We start from the raw sequence: 16,962 nt of genomic DNA, 5'->3' as shown, positions 1-16,962 counted from the left end.
GATTTCCGTTGATTATTCTGGACGGACGGTGGCCCGGACTTCGATGACGCGCTCGCCGCGCAGGCGAGCCAGCGCGTCCAGCCCGAAATGGGCGTAGACCAGGCTGGAATACACCGGCAGGATGACCCAGGCCGGCGGCAGCAGGTTGATCAGCGAGCAGATCAGCCCGATGATCCAGAACGACCGGTTGTGGCGCTTGAGCAGCAGGCGGCGCTCTTCGGGGCTGGCGTGCTCGGCGATGGCGTCCACGCGCATCATGTGCGAGAACGCGTAGGCCCACCAGAAGATGGACAGCACCAGCGCCATGGGCGGCACCAGCCACAGCGGCAAGGTCAGCACCCAGCCCACCGCGAAGATCACGCTGACCGACAGGGCGTTCCAGACGCCCACGGCAGTGGCATTGCGGCCCTGCACCTTCACCCCCGCATACTCGCGCTGGCCCACGTGGCGCAGCACCAGCGGCATGACGAAGATGGCGGCGATGGTCAGCCCCAGGATGCCCGACACCGGCAGCAGCACGGCCGCGGCGATCACGGGAATCAGGTACAGCTTGAGCGAGAACAGCCCGATGCCCACCAGCCAGGCGTCGACCTGGTTGACGACCTCCCATTGCGCGGCCTCGACGCGCAGCCAGTCGGTCAGCGGCGCCCAGAACAGCCACAGCAGCAGGATGGCGCCCAGCAGCGCGATGACGAAGGGCATGAGCACCGCGAACAGCATGTTCGGGTGGCATTGCGACACGGCGGCGCGGCGGAAGGCGCGCGCTACGCTGGCGGCCCCGGCGACGGCCGTGCCGGAAGTGATGTCGGAACGGGGATCGGTCATGGTGCGGGGCGGGGAGTCGGCATGCCGGGTATCATAGTCAAACACGCCGCCATTTGCCCACATGCCCCTGCTCGTACCCGGAACCGACGACGCCGCCCTGCGCGCCGCCCTGGCCAGCCCAGACACCTGGCTGGTCGCCTGTTTCTGCGCCGCCTGGTGCGATACCTGCAACCAGTACCGCCCCAAGCTCGAGGCGCTGGCCGTCGATCGGCCGCGCCACGCCTACGCCTGGATCGACATCGAGGACCAGCCCGAGCTGCTGGGCGACGTCGACGTCGAGAACTTCCCCACCCTGCTGGTGCAGGCGGGCGACCGCGTGCTGTTCTTCGGCCCCATGCTGCCGCACATCGGCCACCTGGAACGGCTGCTGGACAATCTGGGCCACGACAGCCCGGCCATCGCCACGGACCTGCCCGACGTGAAGGCGCTGCTGGCGGGCGCGACGGTCTAGCTCTAGCGTCGTCGGCGGCCGGCAGCCGACCCGGCGACAGGCGCCACCGTCGTAGCGTGTCCGCCGCCAGGGAACGCCCTACGCATCGCCCTGCCTTCCGGATGTCGGACGAGCCCCGATTTTCGAGGGTCAGATGCGCGGCGTTTCGCTACCGCGAGCGAGGGCTCCAATCGCAAAAAAGCCCTTCAACGAAGGGCTTTTCCATTTCAGGCCGACTCAGGCCGACAATCGCGCTGCGCAAGGCAGCACCGCTCAGTTCTTGCGGTGGCCGCCCAACAGCACCGCCAGCTGACGCTTGGGCGTGGTCGAGCGGCTTTCTTCCTTGGGCGCGTCCGTTTCGGCGGGGGCCGGCGCGGAAGGCTCGTAGGGCTTCAGGAAGAAGTCGTCCACGGGACGGCGGTCGCGCGAGCGGTGCTCGCCGCGGGCACCGCGATCACGGCCGACGGCGTCGCGGCCGGGACTGCGGTCGCCCCGCTCGCCACGGCTGCCGCGTTCGCCACGTTCGCGCTCGGGGCGCTCTTCGCCGCCGCGGCCGTGGCTGCGGGCCAGCAGTTCACTGGGCAGGTCGAGCGTGCCGCGCGGCACTTCGCGCTTGATCAGCTTCTCGATGTCCTGCAGATAGCGCTCTTCCTCGGGCGTGAACAGCGCGATGGCTTCACCGCTGGCGCCCGCGCGACCGGTACGGCCGATGCGGTGCACGTAGTCTTCGGAGTTGTGCGGCAGGTCGTAGTTGATGACGCAAGGCACGCCCGCCACGTCCAGGCCGCGCGCGGCGACGTCGGTGGCCACCAGCACTTCCAGGTCGCCTGCCTTGAAGGCTTCCAGCGCCTTCATGCGGTCGGCCTGCGTCTTGTCGCCGTGGATGGACTCGGCCTTGACGCCGTCGCGCTCGAGCTGGCGCGCCAGGCGCGCGGTGCCGATCTTGGTGTTGGAGAACACGATGACCTGCTTCAGGCCGCGCGACTTGACCAGGTGCACGACGGCGGCGCGCTTGGCTTCGCCGGACATCTTGTAGGCGATCTGCGTGACCGTGTCGGCCGTGGCGTTGCGCGCGGCAACCTCGATCTCGACCGGCTGGTTCAGGAACGTGCGGCCCAGCTTGCGGATCTCGTTGCTGAAGGTGGCCGAGAACAGCAGGCCCTGGCGCTGAGCCGGCAGCAACCGGATGATGCGGTCCAGGTCGGGCAAAAAGCCCATGTCCAGCATGCGGTCGGCTTCGTCCAGCACCAGGATGCCGACCTGGCCCAGGTTCACGTTCTTCTGCTCGACGTGGTCCAGCAGGCGGCCGGGCGTGGCGACCAGCACTTCGCAGCCCTGGCGCAGCTCTTCCTTCTGCGGACGGATGTCGACGCCGCCGAAGACCACGGCCGAACGCAGCGGCGTGCGCTTGCTGTAGCGCTTGACGCTTTCGTAGACCTGGTCGGCCAGCTCTCGCGTGGGCGTAAGGATCAGCGCGCGCACCGGATGGCGCGCGGGCGAGGCGCTGGGATTGGCCAGCGGCATCAGGCGATGCAGGATGGGCACCGTGAACGCGGCGGTCTTGCCGGTGCCCGTCTGGGCGGCGCCCATGACGTCGCGCCCCTCCACCACGACCGGGATGGCCTGCGCCTGGATGGGCGTAGGCGTGGTGTAGCCGGTTTCGACGATGGACTGGAGCAGGAGCGGGTGCAGCGCGAAATCGGCGAAAGTGCGCGAAGGGGCGTCTGCGGCGGGCGCTGCGGTAGAAGTAGGTTGCGTCATCAAGTGTGGCAGAAGCCGGGGCGGTGAAAGAACAAAACGGAAATACAACGCGTCCCGGATTGCTGTGGATAACTTATTTTAGCAGCCGTGCGGCGTCGATCCCAGCCCGCCGCGGTAACGGCGGAACGAACCCCGCGCCGCGCCGTGCGCGCGGCTGGCCGCGGTTACCCGGCCAGCCAGCGCAGCGCCCACAGCGTGCACATGCCTGAAACGATGACCAGCACGGCGTTGCGGGTGCGCAAAAAGACCAGGATGCCGACGATGCCGGCCACGAGCTTGTAGTCGAAGACGGGGCCGATGCCGGTACGCCACGGCAGCATGTCCGGCACCAGGATGGCCGTGAGCGCGGCGGCCGGCGCATAGCGCAGCGCGCGCCGCACGCCGTCGGGCAGCGGCAGGTAGTCGCCGAACAGCATGAAGCCCGCGCGCGTGAGCACGCTGCACACGGTCAGCAGCAGGATGGCGGAATAGACGTAGATCTCGAAGGCGCTCATTGGGATTCCGCGCGGTGCGGCGGCTTCAGGTAGCGTTCGGCCGCGATGCCGGCGACGATGCCGACCACCACCGCGGCGGCCAGGCCCAGGCGCAGGGGCAGCGTCTGGCCGATCCACGCGGTGATGCCCGCGGCCAGCATGGACACCAGCACCGGCCGGGAACTGGCCAGCGGCACCGTGATGGCCAGCAGCGCCAGCACCGCCGCGAAGTCCAGCGACCAGGACAGGGGCACCTGGGAGGCCAGCACGATGCCCACGATGGACGCCACCTGCCAGGTGATCCAGCCCGGCGTGATGGCGCCCACGAAGAACCATGACTGTTCGCGCGTGCCGCGCTGCGAGGCGTCGCCGAAGCGCGACATGAACAGCACGAAACCCATGTCGGTGGTGAAATAGCCCATGGCCAGCCGGCGCGGCCAGCTGAGGTGGCGGAAGTAGGGATGGAGTGCCGCGCCGAAGATGATGAAGCGCAGGTTGACCACGAAACCCGCCGCGAAGATGAGCCACAGCGGCGCGCCGGCCGCGATCAGCGGCAGCGAGGTCAGCTGGGCCGAGCCCGCGTACATCAGCAGGGTCATGGCCAGCGCCATGGATTCCGTCAGTCCCGACTTGACCATGGCCACGCCGGTGACCAGCCCCCAGGTGGACGTGGCCACCAGCGCGGGCGTCACCGCGTGCACGCCGGCCCGGAAGGCCGCCTTGCGTTCGCGCCGTGTCTCTTCGGCGTCGGATGCTGCGAGATCGTTGGAATCAGGGGCCAAGGACGAGCCCCTGGCGGTTATGGCGGGACGGCATGGAACTCGGACGGCAAAAATGGATCATTATTGTAACCTCGACGCTTGATACAATACGCGCGATGATTGCCCGCCGTATCCCGGCTTTTTTCAGGAATTCCCCCATGACCGCTGCTGCCTCGGCTGCCGCTCCCGCCCAGGAAGTCATCGAAGTCGGTGCCGACGACCTGCCCGTCTACTGTCCTGGTCCCAAGGCTCCCCTGTGGAGCATGCATCCCCGCGTGTTCCTCGACGTGACCAACACGGGGTCGGCCCGCTGCGCCTACTGTGGCGCCGAATACCGCCTGAAGCCCGGCACCGTCCTGCACGGCCACCACTAATCCCGCTGCGCGTACGCCCGCCGCTCGCCGACGACTTGCCATGTTCGCCACACCCGACGAAGCAGAACACGCCTTCTACGACGCCCTGGAACAAGGCGACCTCGACCGCTTGATGCAGGTCTGGGCCGACGACGAGGAAATCGTCTGCATCCATCCCGGCGGCCTGCGCGTGGTGGGCCACATGGCGGTCCACGAGTCGTGGCAGCAGATCCTGTCCAACGGCCCGCTGCATCTGCGCCCGCTGCGTCCGCTGGTCATGCAGAGCATGATGTGCGCGGTGCACGTGCTGGTCGAACAGGTGTCGGCCATCACGCGGGAAGGCACGCAATACGCCACCTGCTACGCGACCAACATCTATCACAAAGGCCCCACGGGGTGGCGCATGGTCATGCACCATGCCTCCGCCGCGCCGGCCGAGGCCGGGGTGCTCGACCTGCACGACATCCCCGACCGGCTGCACTAGGCCCAGCCCCGGATGGCTTCGTTGGCTGCGTCCCGACTCGACACCACGCCCTGCCCCGTTCCGCCCTGGCTGCCCGACCGGCATAGCCAGACGGTGTATGCCGCGCTGCTCGCGCAGTATCACCGCATCGCATTCGTGCGCGACCGCGTGGACACGCCCGACGGCGATTTCCTCGACTTCGACTGGACCGGGCCCGGGCTGTTTCCGCACAAGGCGGCCGACGGCAGCCCCATCAGCGGCCAGCCGCCGATAGCGGCCGGCAAAGTCGCGGCCGCGCGCTGGATCGCACCGGCCGACTGGGCCTCGCTGCCCCAGGTGGCCGACACGCCCGCGCTGATCCTGTTCCATGGCCTTGAAGGCGGCAGCGCCAGCCGCTACGCCCAGTCCATCGCGCACCATTTCCGGGCGCGCGGCTGGATCGTGACCATCGCGCACTTCCGCGGCTGCTCGGGTTCGCCCAACCGCCTTGCACGCGCCTATTATTCAGGCGACTCGGCCGAGGTCGGCTTCATGCTGGACACGGTGCGCAGCCGCGTGCCGCACGCCCGCTGGCACGCCGTGGGCGTCTCGCTGGGCGGCAACGCCATGCTGAAGTTCATCGGCGAACAGGGCGATGCCCTGCCCTGGCTGGCGGCCGCGGCCGCCGTGTCGGTGCCGCTGGACCTGGCGGCCGGCGGCCGCGCCCTGTGCCATGGCTTCATCGCCCGCCAGCTTTACACGCGCTATTTCCTGAAGACCATGAAACGCAAGGTGCTCGAGAAGGCCAAGCGCTTTCCGGGCGCCATCGACGTGATGCGCATCGCCCACGCGCGCGACCTGCGCGACTTCGACGATGCGTACACCGCGCCCATGCACGGTTTCCGCAACGCGCTGGATTACTGGACGCGCGCATCGAGCAAACCTTGGCTGGCGCACATCAAGGTGCCCACGCTGGTGCTGAATGCGCGCAACGACCCCTTCCTGCCCGAGACCGCCCTGCCCGGCCCGGCCGACTGCTCGGCCAGCGTGCTGCTGCACCAGCCGGCGCAAGGCGGCCACGCGGGCTTTCCCACGGGCGCTTTTCCCGGCCATCTGAACTGGCTGCCGCAGCGCCTGGGGCGGTTCTTCGAAACGGGGCTGTAGGAAAGGCCCGGGACGGTTGCGGCTGGACATATGCGGTTCCGGCCGCAAAGGTTCCCGCCGGGAATACCCGGTGCCGGCCGCAGCAGCATCCGGACGGCATCCGGCACATCGGGACGGCTTTCTCCGAGGACACCCGGGGGCCGCGCCCCCGCCCACTTATGACTTGAACCGCTGCAGCAGCTCGCGCTCGTCGGCCAGTTTCTGCCGGACTTCCTTGATCTGCACGTCGATCTGCGACTGCTCGTAGAAATCGCGCGAGATGCTGAGCGCCTGTTGCAGCTGCGACTCGGCTGCCGCATAGGCGCCGGTCTGCACGTAGAAACGCGCCATGTTGCGCCGGGCGGCCACCGTGCGGCCGTTGCTGTCCTCGCTTTGCGCCAGCAACTGGTACAGGCCCGGCTCGTCGCCGCCCCACTGCTTGATGCGGTCGCGCAGGTAGTCCTGGGCCTCGTCGTTGCGGCCGGCGTCCTGCAGCACGGTCGCATAGGCGATGCCCAACGCCCGCCTGTCGGGCCAGCGCTTGACTGCGTCCTGGGCCTGGCGCAGGGCGGCGCCGCCGTCCTTGCGCGCCAGGGCGATGTCGATGCCCAGCTTGGCCAGTTGCGGCGAGGCCTGCCCGCTCTCGTGGGCCATTTCCCAGAAGGTGGTGGCCTGCTTGGTTTCGTTGCGCTGCAGGTGATAGAGCGCCAGGCCATAGAACGCGGCCGAGCGGCGCACGCCCGACAGCGCGCGCGATTCGTCCTGCAGCTGCTGCTGGGCCGTGCGCAGGCTGACGGCGTCGCGTCCCTGCACCACCCGCATCTTGGCGCGGATGAACCAATAGTCGTCGCTGTCGACGTAGCGCACCGCGGACAGGTCGCGGATGCGGTTCTGCACGTCGGACATGCGGTCGATGGACAGCGGGTGGGTGCTGGCCCACGAGCCGCCCCCCATGCCTTCGTTCAGGCGGGCGGCGTTCATCAGGCGCCCGAACATGCGCGACATGCCGGCCGGATCGTAGCCCGCCTTGGACAGCATCTGCAGGCCCGTGCGGTCCGCCTCGCGTTCGGCGTCGCGCGAGAAGCCCAGTTGGCGGTTGATGGCGGCCGCCTGGCCGAAGGCGGCCACGCCCATCGCCAGGTTGCCCCCGCCGCCGGCCAGCGCGGCCAGCAACGCACCGGCCAGGCTGGCCAGCATGACGGTGCTGTTCTGGTTCTGCTGGGTCATGCCGCGCGCGATGTGGCGCTGCACCACGTGGCCGATTTCGTGGGCCAGCACCGCCGCCAGTTCCGACTCGCTGTCCGAGGACACGACCAGGCCGGAATTGACGCCGATGAATCCGCCGGGCATGGCGAAGGCGTTGATCTCGGGATCGCGGACCGGGAAGACCTCGACGTCGGGCGCGCCACCGGGGGCGTTCATCGCCAGCTTGCGCGCCATCGTGGTCAGGTACTGGCTGATCTCGCTGTCGTTGATATAGGTGGGATCGCGCCGGCCCTGCGCCATGATGGCCTCGCCCAGCTGCCGCTCGATGGCGGGCGAAAGGTCGTCGGCCGAGGCCGCGCCCATGGACGGCAGCCCTACCGGCTGCGCCCCGGCAGGGGCCACGGGCACGATAATTGCTGCACAGAGCCCGATGGCCATGGTGCGGCGCAGAAATACCGAGAGATATGTCATGTTGCGACTCTGCATGGCACTATGATAGCCATCCCTTCCGTAAGTTCTCCAACAAATAATTCTTCTCTTTCTGGAACCTCGATGCAACGAATCCGCAAAGCCGTTTTCCCCGTCGCCGGGATGGGTACGCGCTTCCTGCCCGCCACCAAGGCCATGCCGAAGGAAATGCTGCCTGTCGTGGACAAGCCGCTGATCCAATATGCGGTGGAAGAAGCCGTGGCGGCCGGAATCACTGACCTCATCTTCGTCACGGGACGCAACAAGCGCGCCATCGAGGACCACTTCGACTCCAACCCCGAACTGGAAGCCGACCTGGAAGGCAAGAACAAGCAGGAACTGCTGACCATCGTGCGCGAGGTGCTGCCCGCGCACGTGAACTGCATCTACATCCGCCAGCGCCACCCGCTGGGCCTGGGCCACGCCGTGCTGACGGCCGCGCCGGCCGTGGGCAACGAGCCGTTCGCCGTGCTGCTGGCCGACGACCTGATCGATGCCGACCGGCCCGTTATCGGCCAGCTGGTGGACGCCGCGATGTCGCGCAGCGCCAGCGTGCTGGGCGTGCAGGAAGTGCCCCACGAAGAGACGAACAAGTACGGCATCGTCGCCAGCCAGAAAGTGGACGAGCGCACCGAGCGTGTCACCCACATGGTCGAGAAGCCCAAGCCCGAGGACGCGCCCTCGAACCTGGCCGTGGTGGGCCGCTACGTGCTCGAAGCCGAGATCTTCGAATACCTGCGCAACACCAAGTCGGGCGCCGGCAACGAGATCCAGCTGACCGACGGCATCGCCGCGCTGATGCGCGACCGCCCCGTGTACGCCTACCGCTACGAAGGCACCCGCTACGACTGCGGCAACAAGGCCGGCATGTTCCAGGCCACTGTGGCCTACGGCCGCAAGTACCACGGCCTGATCCCCGAGTAAGTCCTCAGGTTGCCGGGCGCTGCGCCTGCGGCGCCCGCCCGCGCCGCGCCTGCCTGTCGGCGCGGCGCAACCGGCCCCGGCCGGACAGGCGCATCAGCGTGCCCAGCGCCACCAGCAGGCCGATCACCTCGACCAGCGCCGCTGGGATCCACATCGTCAGGCCGCCGATGGTCTGGTCCATCTGGGCCGTCATCGCCACGGCACGGCCGCACAGTTCGAACAAGGGATAGATGTCGGTCTCGGTGAACGCGATGACGGCGCCCGCCACCATCTGCGGCGCCATCGTCAGCACCGGCGACAGCACGCGCCCGCCCGGACTCATGGCGGCGGGCGGACTGGGACGGCGGTCCAGGATCAGGTTCCAGTACATGAATCCGCTGATCACCACGGACCAATTCATCAGGCGGTACAACCGCCAGTCGAGCATGCTGTAGAACTGCACCGACGGTATCAGCCACACCAGCACCAGGAACACGAACAGCGCCGGCACGAGGATGCGGTGCGTCAGCACGGCGCGCAGCGCGCGCCCCGTTCCAGTGCGCAGGAAGTCGCGCAGCCGCAAGCGCCAGCCCATGGGCAGGCCTGCCCGCATCACGGAGCCCGGAAACGCGGCCATGACCAGCAGCGGTCCCAGGTGATGCAACACCAGGTGCTGGGCGCGATGGATGAAGAACATGCGTTCGGCGTAATAGTCCAGCCGGGTGTGCATCGACAGGTACAGCAGCACCAGGCCGGACCAGAAGAACACCTGCCGCGCCGCGGTGACGCGATGCACGCGCCGGCCACGCACGAACAGCCCGATGGCCACCACGAAGGCGGCGATCAGGGTGGGCGAGAATTCCCAGGGAACGAGCCAGCCGAGCAGATCCATGAGCAGGGGATCCAGGACGGACGAAAGGCGCGCAGGCATCGCGCGGGTGTCGTCCGATTGTAGCCTCGCGCCGCCCGCACCTAGAACCGCTGCGCGATGCCCAGCCCCAGCCGCGCGGTGCGCCCGGCGTCCTGCGCGATGGGCTCGTCCAGGGTGCCGCCCGACAGGCGGCCGGCATAGGCATACAGACTGGTGCGCGGCGACAGGTCGAACCGGTAGCCCAGCGTGTACAGGTGCGTCGCGCCCGCCCGGCCGCCGTCCGCCCAGCGCCAGTCGGGGGTTGCCAGGGACCACTGCAGCAACAAGGCCCCCGAGCGGCCCACGCCGAGCTCCGCGCCCAGCAGCCAGGTGTCGACCGCGCCGCCGCGCAGGAAAGGCGCGGGGCCCAGCCCGTCCAGCCCGCCGGCGTTCTGGCCGACGTAGCCATTGCGCTGGCGCGACCAAGCCATCGACAGGCGCAGGCCCTCCTGCTTGTAGGACAGCCCCGCCTGCCAGGCCGTGGGCGCGTGTCCGTCCAGCGCGCGGGCGGCCGGGCCCGCGCCATCCAGGCGATCCCAGGTCAGCACGGCCAGCCAGGCGTCGGTCTCGTACTTCAGGCCAGCGCTCAGTGCATGGCCGCGGCGGCCCGGCGACGACGCGTCCGCGGCGGCCCCGTCCGTGCGGCGCGTGTCGAAGGCGTAGCCCACGCCGGCCTGCCATCCGCCCACCGCGGGCGTATGCAGGTTCAGCAGGCGATCGCGGCGGTAGTTGTCGGCCGCCTTGAACAACGCCCCCAGCCCCATGTCGCGCCACGAGGCCACCTCGAGGGCGCTGGCGTATTCCATCGCGATGGTCTGCTGACGGCCCAGCCGCAGCGACCCCACGCGGGCATGCGACAGCCCGGTCCAGGCCCCGTAGTCGAACAGGCGGCCCGTTTCTTCGGCGCGGCCGGTCGCGGCATCGAACCCGATCTCCAGGCCGAACTCGGCGCGCCAGCCATCGGCCAGCGCCTCGCTGCCGGACAGGCCCCACAGGCTGTCGGTCAGGCCGCCAGACAGGGGCCGCAGCGACGCAGCCGCCCCGCTGGCGCGCGTGGTGGACAAGCCCGCATCGACCACGCCATACAGGCTCAGGCCCGGATCGGCGGCGCGAGCCGCTCCCGCCCCAAGCAGGACGGACGCGGCGCCGAGCGCCACGCGGGACGTGAAGCGACACCGTGAGGACGTCATTGCCAACCGTAGCGGCGCACCCACGCGCCCTTGACCGCCTGCACCAGGCACGCATATCCCAACAGGATCAGCAGCAGCCAGGGAAAATATCCCGGGGGCAGCGCCTGCATGCCGAATGCGGGCGCCAGCGGCGACATCGGCAACGCCACGCCCAGCGCCATTACCAGCCCGGTGGAAACCATCAAGGGCGTGCTGGCGCGGCTCTGCAGGAACGGCACGCGCCGCGTGCGGATCAGGTGCACCACCAGCGTCTGCGACAGCAAGCCCTCGACGAACCAGCCGGACTGGAACAGCGACTGCCCGGCCGGCGTGCCGGCATGGAAGACGAGACCCATCACGGCGAAAGTCGCCACGTCGAATATCGAACTGATCGGACCGAAGCACACCATGAAGCGGCCCAGGCCCGCGGGATCCCATTGCTGCGGCCGGCGCAGCGATTCGGGATCGGCGCGGTCGAACGGAATGGCGATCTGCGAGAAGTCGTACATCAGGTTCTGGATCAGCAATTGCGCCGGCAACATCGGCAGGAAAGGCAGGAAGGCGCTGGCGATCAATACCGAGAATACGTTGCCGAAGTTCGAGCTGGCCGTCATCTTCAGGTACTTGAGCATGTTGCTGAAGATCCGGCGCCCTTCCAGCACGCCTTCATGCAGCACCATCAGGCTCTTTTCCAGCAGGATGATGTCGGCCGCCTCCTTCGAGATGTCCACGGCTGTATCCACGGAAATACCCACGTCCGCGGCGCGCAAGGCGGGCGCGTCGTTGATGCCGTCGCCCATGAATCCCACCGTGGCGCCCTGCTCGCGCAGCGCGCGCACGATGCGCGCTTTGTGCGCCGGCGTCAAGCGCGCGAAGAGCGTGCCGCGCCGCACGGCCACGCCCAGGGCGGCGTCGTCCATCGCATCCAGGTCCGCGCCGACGTAGGCGTGGTCGACCGCCAACCCCACGTCGTGGCACACCTTGCGCGCGACGCGATCCATGTCGCCCGTCAGCACCTTGATGCTCACCCCCGCGTCCCGCAGCGCACGCAGCGCGGGCGCCGTCGACGCCTTGGGCGGATCCAGGAACGCGATGTAGCCGATCAGCGTCAGGCCGGCCTCGTCGGCGACGGCATACGGGCCATGATCCGCGGACAGCCGGCGAACCGCCACGGCGATGACGCGCAGGCCCTGAGCGTTCATCTCGCCGGTCTCCTGCCGGATCCGTTCCTTGCGGGCGGCGTCCAGCGGCTGGTCGCCATCCGCACCGCGCACCTGGTCGCAGGCGGCCAGCATCTCTTCCAGCGCGCCCTTGCAGATCAGGACGTGGCCGCCTGCGGACGCGCCGCGCGGACTCACCACCACCGACATGCGGCGGCGCGCGAAGTCGAAGGGAATCTCGTCGACCTTCACGTAGTTGGACGCCGGGTCCAGGCTGCGGGCCAGCCCGGTGTGCTCCAAGACCGCCACATCCAGCAGATTCCTCAATCCGGTCTGATAATGGCTGTTGAGGTAGGCGTAGCCCAGCACCTCGTCGCTGGCCACGCCCGCCACGTCGACGTGGCGCTCGAGCACGATGCGGTCCTGCGTCAGCGTGCCGGTCTTGTCGGTGCACAGCACGGTCATGGCGCCGAGGTCCTGGATGGCATCCAGCCGCTTGACCACGACCCTGCGGCGGGACATGGCCAGCGCGCCCTTGGCCAGCGTGGACGTGACGATCATCGGCAGCATTTCAGGCGTCAGGCCCACGGCCACCGCCAGCGCGAACAGCAACGCCTGCAGCCAGTCGTGGCGGGCTGCGCCACTGATCAGGAACACCACCGGCACCATCACCAGCATGAAGCGGATCAGCACCCCGCTGACGCGGTTGATGCCCTGCTGGAACTGCGTGGGTGCACGCGACAGGGCTGACACACTGCCGGCCAGCTGACCGAAGCAGGTGCGCGAGCCCGTGCCCAACACCAACGCCAGGCCGGCCCCGCTGACCACGTTGGTGCCCATGAAGACGATGTTCTCCAGCTCGAGCGGGTTGCCACGGCCGCGCTGTGCATGCATGAATTTTTCCACCGGCAGCGCCTCGCCCGTCAGCGCGGCCTGCGCCACGAACAGGTCCTTGGCCGCCACCACCCGGCAGTCGGCCGGCACCATGTCGCCGGCCGACAGGGCCACTACGTCGCCGGGCACCAGTTCGCGCAGCGGCACCTCGACCTTGCGGCCCGCGCCCGGACGCAGCACGGTCGCCGTGTTCTGCACCATGGCGCGCAACGCGTCGGCGGCGGCGTGCGAGCGGCGCTCCTGCACATAGCGCAGCAGGGTCGCCACCATCACCATGCCGCCGATGACGATCACCGAGGACCAGTCGCGGTCATCGGGAGCGGCCAGCCTCACGTCCGTGACCCACGACACGGCCGCCAGCAGCGTCAGCAGCAGGTTGAACGGATTGCGGTAGGCCCGCCACAGGTGCGTGTGCCAGGCCAGCGGGCGCTCTTTTCCGACTTCATTCGGGCCGAGCGCCAGGCGCAGCAATCCCGCGCGCTCGACCGGCAGTCCGTGCGCAGTGGATTCGAGCCGGGCGTACAGCAGGTCCAGCGGAACGAAGGCGTCCTCCTGCAGCGTGCTGCCCGCGCGGCGCACGGCGTCGGCCGTGGCGGCGGGATCGGAGCCGGGGCCCAGCGGTTCGAGGATGGGCGTGCGGCGGAAGTGCCGCCCGACATGGCGGACCCGTGCCGCCGATGAGAACAGGGATTCGAGAAAGTGCAGCATCGGAACACTCCAATTATTCTTGGTGGTGGAGTTGGTCCGGTTCGGGGGACACGCACGGGCCCGCCGCCCGCGGCCAAGGCGGGGCAAGCAGGAACGTGCGGAATCACGAAGCGACCGGCGTTCTGGGAACGGCGATGCGCCGGGCGTGAGGGAGCGTGTGGCGGCGGGGTTGGGGTGACCGGAGGCCGGGCACCGTCAGCGGCGGGCGCTGCACATTCCGTACGGCGGGACGCGCGGGCCCCGATCCGCCGGCAATGCGTGGACGCGGATCAGGGCAGGCGTCGGGCCGCGCACGGCCGGCGCAATCGAGGCTCGGAATCTATGCCTGGCATGGCGGCCTCCCTGTCGATGCGTGTGTGATGAAGCCGCGCGGCTTACGCGGCGGCCGACGCGGCGGCACGGGCAGACGCGCCCGCGGCGCCCGCAGCGGCGCCCGCACCGAAATGCACGTGGCGCACGGCCGGATTGGCGCTCAGGCGCTTGGCCTGGGACATCAGTTCGGCGCGCAATTCGGGCGGACAGTCGACCGTGATGCAGGCCTGGGCCATGCCGGCTTGCGCGGCGGCGGCATCGACCTGGAACTGCGACACGCTGAGACCGGCGGCCGAGAAATCCAGGCAGATCTGCTTGCGCAGCGAGTCGAGCGAATCGCTGGGGCACACCACCGTGAGACGCGACGTACCACGACGGCGGCTGCCCGCCTCGTTACGTTCGACGCCGGCACGGCGCAGGAACAAGTCAAAGAAACGCATGCTGACCTCCTTGCTGCTGGGAGGGGCATCCTTGCGCGAACGCGCGCGCGCAGACCCATGGCGCACGGCCTGCGTCTGAAAAGAACGCAAGAAGGCGCACGGCGCTGCGACGACGCAACGGTTCAGGCGGTATGAGTAGCGGGGGAATTTACCGGCCGCGGGCGTGGCGCCCGCCAACCGGTGATGTCCGCATCCTGCTCTGGCAGGACGCGGCAGAAGGATTCTGCGTGGGACCTGTCAGGCAGCGACGTCGATGCAAGATCGACTACTACTGTCGCCGGAATCGGTATTCACGGAAAGAACCCCTGGAATGATGACTTTTCGATCTTACTCGGGTTTGCCCTGATAAACAAGACGCGTAGCACGTTCGCCACAGAACCCGGGCAAGCGAGTCAGCCCTGGAAATGCCAGGCCAGGTACCCCGCGAACAGCACGTACAGCCCGCCGACCGAGGCCAGCGCGGGCACGGTCATCGTGCCGCGCCGCAGGCGCAGCCACAGCAGCGCGATCGAGGCCAGCGTGAACAGGCCGGCGGCGCGCAGGGGCCCGTCCAGCAGCCAGGGCGTCAGGAAAATGCCGAGGGCGCTGGGAATCGTCGCCTGGATCATCATCGCGCCCGAGATGTTGGCCAGCGCCAGGCGCTCCTTGCCCTGCCGCACCCAGATCAGCGCGTTCAGGATCTCGGGCAGTTCGGTGGCCACCGGGGCCAGCAGCAGCGCCGCAAGGTGAGCCGAGACGCCCATCTCCACGCCCAGGACCTCGATCTGCTGCACGAACACGCGCGACGCGGCGGCGATGACCACCAGCGCCAGCGCGGTCTGCGTACAGGCCCAGAACATCGAGGGATTCGGGTCGCGCGGGCGCAGCTTCAGCGGCTCCAGGTCGTCCTCTTCGATGCCCTCGTCCTCGTGCGACAGCTCTCGCTTCACGTACAGCCCATACACCGCCAGGAACAGGATGCCCAGCCACGGCTTCCAGGCGAAGGCCAGCAGGCCCAGCGCCACCTTGAAGACGAAGATGCCCATGAACCAGCTCTGGTCGCGGGCCAGCCGGCGCTGGTCCGCCTTGATGGGGATGGACACGCCGACGTGGGCGTCGCGCCGGTTGCGCCACAGCGCCAGGCCCACCACCGCATACGCCACCGTGGCGAGCACCAGCGGGCCGCCCATGGCGGCGCCGACGCCGATGTCCTTCTGCTCGGGGGTGCTGCCGAAGACCACGGCCATGAAGGTCACCGCGCTTTCGGGCAAGGCGGTGCCGAAGGCGGCCAGCACGGTACCGGTGGCGGTGGCGCCCAGCGCCATGCGATGGCCGACCCACTCGACGCCGTTGACGAAGTATTCGCAGGCCAGATAGATGATGGCCGCGGACAGGAAGAACAGGAACAGGGTGAGCAACATGACGCGCAGCCGGACGAGCGGGAACAATGGCGCAACGCGCGGCTCGCCCGGCTGGGGTGAACGCGACGTGGCCAAAGGTCTCGCCTGGCTGGCCGGCAACCCGCGCGATGCGGTGCCCGACAGCTGCCGGCGCCATGGGGTGCAGGACCACCAAGTTTGTTGACGCGGGCTTTCGCAAGGGCTGCGAAATGGCTACTCCCCGATGGGGTGCGCGGATTGTAGCAGCACCGATCTTGCCGGCGCCCGGATTCGGGCGGGTGTGGGGACCGCGCGACAGCGGACCGGCGCCGCGCCTGCCCACTCAGCCGGCCAGGGACGCCCCCGATGCGATCCGTTTGGCCTGCTCGATGAAATAGGACAGCTCGGGGCCCGGCATGGCATCGCGGCGGAGGATGTACGTGTGCAGCGTCGGCGCGGGGGTGTCCAGCGGGCGAGCCGCCACGGCGTATTTCCGGTTGCCCTGGACGTGCGACGCGGCGACCACGCCCACGCACCTGCCCGCGGACACCTGGGCCAGCATGAATTCGGCCGTCGCGACCTTGCCTGCCACGAACGGCCGGTGCGGCGTACGCGTCAGCACCTGCTCCACCTGCCTGGAGAATCCCGCGCACCAGTCGGGATCGCCCACCACCAGCGGATAGCTCTTGAGCCGGTCCAGCGGGATGGCTTCGTATTCGACCAGGGGATGGGATAGGGGCAGCACGGCCACCAGCGGCTCGCTCAGGACGGGCTCGGCCATCAACGACCGGTCCGAACTGGGCGTATGCGTGAACCCGGCGTCGTAGATCCCTTCGTGCAGGCCGGACACGAGCTGCGCCTCGGACACCTCGAACAGGCGGATGTCCAGGCCGGGATACGCCTCGTGGCATCGGTTGAGCAGAAGCGGAAAGCGCGTCGACGTGCCGAAGTCGGCCTGGGCCACGCGCAGCTGTCCACGATGGCCCTGCCGCCACGACCGGACGGCGTCCCTGCCCTGCTCCAGCGCGGCGAAGACCCGCGGCACGTGCTCCAGGAAGATCCGGCCCGCGGGCGTCAACTGGGTGCTGCGCGTATTCCTGACGAACAGGTCCTCGCCCAGCTCCTTCTCGAGCTCCTTGATGGTGCGCGACAGCGGCGACTGGTCGATGTTCAGCCGCTCGGCGGCCCGCGAGAAATGGAGCTCTTGCGCGACGGCAAGAAAGCAGCGCAGGTGACGGAGTTCCAC

The 16,962-nt window shown here is 68.9% G+C and carries 16 protein-coding genes; 5 read left to right on the top strand and 11 right to left on the bottom strand.

Features of this window, described 5'->3' with window-relative positions; translation table 11 throughout:
- Nucleotides 1-12: 12 nt before the first annotated feature.
- A complete protein-coding gene (locus tag FS845_RS05095) occupies nucleotides 13-825 on the bottom strand; it encodes an EI24 domain-containing protein (RefSeq protein ID WP_260986154.1) in 813 nt (270 codons plus the stop codon).
- A 61-nt stretch (nucleotides 826-886) separates the two neighbouring features.
- On the opposite strand from FS845_RS05095, the gene FS845_RS05090 reads away from it, so the two are divergent.
- Nucleotides 887-1,276 carry a thioredoxin family protein gene (locus tag FS845_RS05090; RefSeq protein ID WP_144631004.1) on the top strand — a complete coding sequence of 130 codons (390 nt, stop codon included), beginning with the start codon at nucleotides 887-889 and terminating at the stop codon, nucleotides 1,274-1,276.
- A gap of 252 nt (nucleotides 1,277-1,528) precedes the next feature.
- Here the strand turns inward: FS845_RS05090 and FS845_RS05085 are convergent, their stop codons facing one another.
- From FS845_RS05085 to FS845_RS05075, 3 genes are all read right to left on the bottom strand, one after another.
- Complete coding sequence (locus tag FS845_RS05085; RefSeq protein ID WP_144631003.1) at nucleotides 1,529-3,016, bottom strand: DEAD/DEAH box helicase; 1,488 nt, start codon at nucleotides 3,014-3,016, stop codon at nucleotides 1,529-1,531.
- A 164-nt stretch (nucleotides 3,017-3,180) separates the two neighbouring features.
- Nucleotides 3,181-3,510: an AzlD domain-containing protein gene (locus tag FS845_RS05080; protein WP_144631002.1), complete on the bottom strand. Its 330-nt coding sequence runs from the start codon at nucleotides 3,508-3,510 to the stop codon at nucleotides 3,181-3,183.
- Nucleotides 3,507-4,190: an AzlC family ABC transporter permease gene (locus tag FS845_RS05075; RefSeq protein ID WP_144631329.1), complete on the bottom strand. Its 684-nt coding sequence runs from the start codon at nucleotides 4,188-4,190 to the stop codon at nucleotides 3,507-3,509. Before FS845_RS05075 ends, FS845_RS05080 begins: the two co-directional genes overlap by 4 nt.
- A gap of 218 nt (nucleotides 4,191-4,408) precedes the next feature.
- Between FS845_RS05075 and FS845_RS05070 the strand changes: the two genes are divergently transcribed.
- The 3 genes from FS845_RS05070 to FS845_RS05060 are packed head-to-tail and all read left to right on the top strand — an operon-like array spanning nucleotide 4,409 to nucleotide 6,209.
- A complete protein-coding gene (locus tag FS845_RS05070; protein ID WP_144631001.1) occupies nucleotides 4,409-4,624 on the top strand; it encodes a zinc-finger domain-containing protein in 216 nt (71 codons plus the stop codon).
- Nucleotides 4,625-4,664: 40 nt separating this feature from the next.
- The gene (locus FS845_RS05065) at nucleotides 4,665-5,087 is read left to right on the top strand and encodes a YybH family protein (RefSeq protein ID WP_144631000.1); all 423 of its coding nucleotides are present in this window, start codon (nucleotides 4,665-4,667) and stop codon (nucleotides 5,085-5,087) included.
- A gap of 21 nt (nucleotides 5,088-5,108) precedes the next feature.
- Nucleotides 5,109-6,209, top strand: a complete 1,101-nt coding sequence (locus tag FS845_RS05060; RefSeq protein WP_144630999.1) for a YheT family hydrolase — start codon at nucleotides 5,109-5,111, stop codon at nucleotides 6,207-6,209.
- Nucleotides 6,210-6,365: 156 nt separating this feature from the next.
- Here the strand turns inward: FS845_RS05060 and FS845_RS05055 are convergent, their stop codons facing one another.
- Nucleotides 6,366-7,880, bottom strand: a complete 1,515-nt coding sequence (locus FS845_RS05055; RefSeq protein WP_409929253.1) for a M48 family metalloprotease — start codon at nucleotides 7,878-7,880, stop codon at nucleotides 6,366-6,368.
- Between the two features lie 66 nt (nucleotides 7,881-7,946).
- On the opposite strand from FS845_RS05055, the gene galU reads away from it, so the two are divergent.
- Entirely contained in the window at nucleotides 7,947-8,786 is an 840-nt protein-coding gene (galU, locus tag FS845_RS05050) for a UTP--glucose-1-phosphate uridylyltransferase GalU (RefSeq protein ID WP_144630998.1), read from the top strand.
- Between the two features lie 4 nt (nucleotides 8,787-8,790).
- Here galU and FS845_RS05045 read toward each other — a convergent pair whose 3' ends face one another.
- The 6 genes from FS845_RS05045 to FS845_RS05020 all read right to left on the bottom strand — a co-directional run bounded on the left by FS845_RS05045 (nucleotide 8,791) and on the right by FS845_RS05020 (nucleotide 16,962).
- Complete coding sequence (locus FS845_RS05045) at nucleotides 8,791-9,657, bottom strand: cytochrome c oxidase assembly protein (RefSeq protein ID WP_144630997.1); 867 nt, start codon at nucleotides 9,655-9,657, stop codon at nucleotides 8,791-8,793.
- An 80-nt stretch (nucleotides 9,658-9,737) separates the two neighbouring features.
- Nucleotides 9,738-10,865 carry a porin gene (locus FS845_RS05040; RefSeq protein WP_144630996.1) on the bottom strand — a complete coding sequence of 376 codons (1,128 nt, stop codon included), beginning with the start codon at nucleotides 10,863-10,865 and terminating at the stop codon, nucleotides 9,738-9,740.
- A complete protein-coding gene (gene mgtA, locus FS845_RS05035; protein WP_144630995.1) occupies nucleotides 10,862-13,606 on the bottom strand; it encodes a magnesium-translocating P-type ATPase in 2,745 nt (914 codons plus the stop codon). Before mgtA ends, FS845_RS05040 begins: the two co-directional genes overlap by 4 nt.
- 374 nt (nucleotides 13,607-13,980) lie before the next feature.
- Nucleotides 13,981-14,358, bottom strand: coding sequence for a hypothetical protein (locus FS845_RS05030; RefSeq protein WP_144630994.1), 378 nt, complete (start codon nucleotides 14,356-14,358; stop codon nucleotides 13,981-13,983).
- 392 nt (nucleotides 14,359-14,750) lie between these two features.
- Nucleotides 14,751-15,758, bottom strand: a complete 1,008-nt coding sequence (locus tag FS845_RS05025; protein WP_144630993.1) for a sodium:calcium antiporter — start codon at nucleotides 15,756-15,758, stop codon at nucleotides 14,751-14,753.
- A gap of 301 nt (nucleotides 15,759-16,059) precedes the next feature.
- On the bottom strand, nucleotides 16,060-16,962 hold the full coding sequence (locus FS845_RS05020; protein WP_144630992.1) for a LysR family transcriptional regulator: 903 nt from the start codon (nucleotides 16,960-16,962) through the stop codon (nucleotides 16,060-16,062).

Source organism: Bordetella genomosp. 13, assembly GCF_007679965.1.
In the GTDB taxonomy this organism is placed as follows: domain Bacteria; phylum Pseudomonadota; class Gammaproteobacteria; order Burkholderiales; family Burkholderiaceae_B; genus Bordetella.
This window is presented reverse-complemented; position numbering and strand designations above follow the sequence as displayed.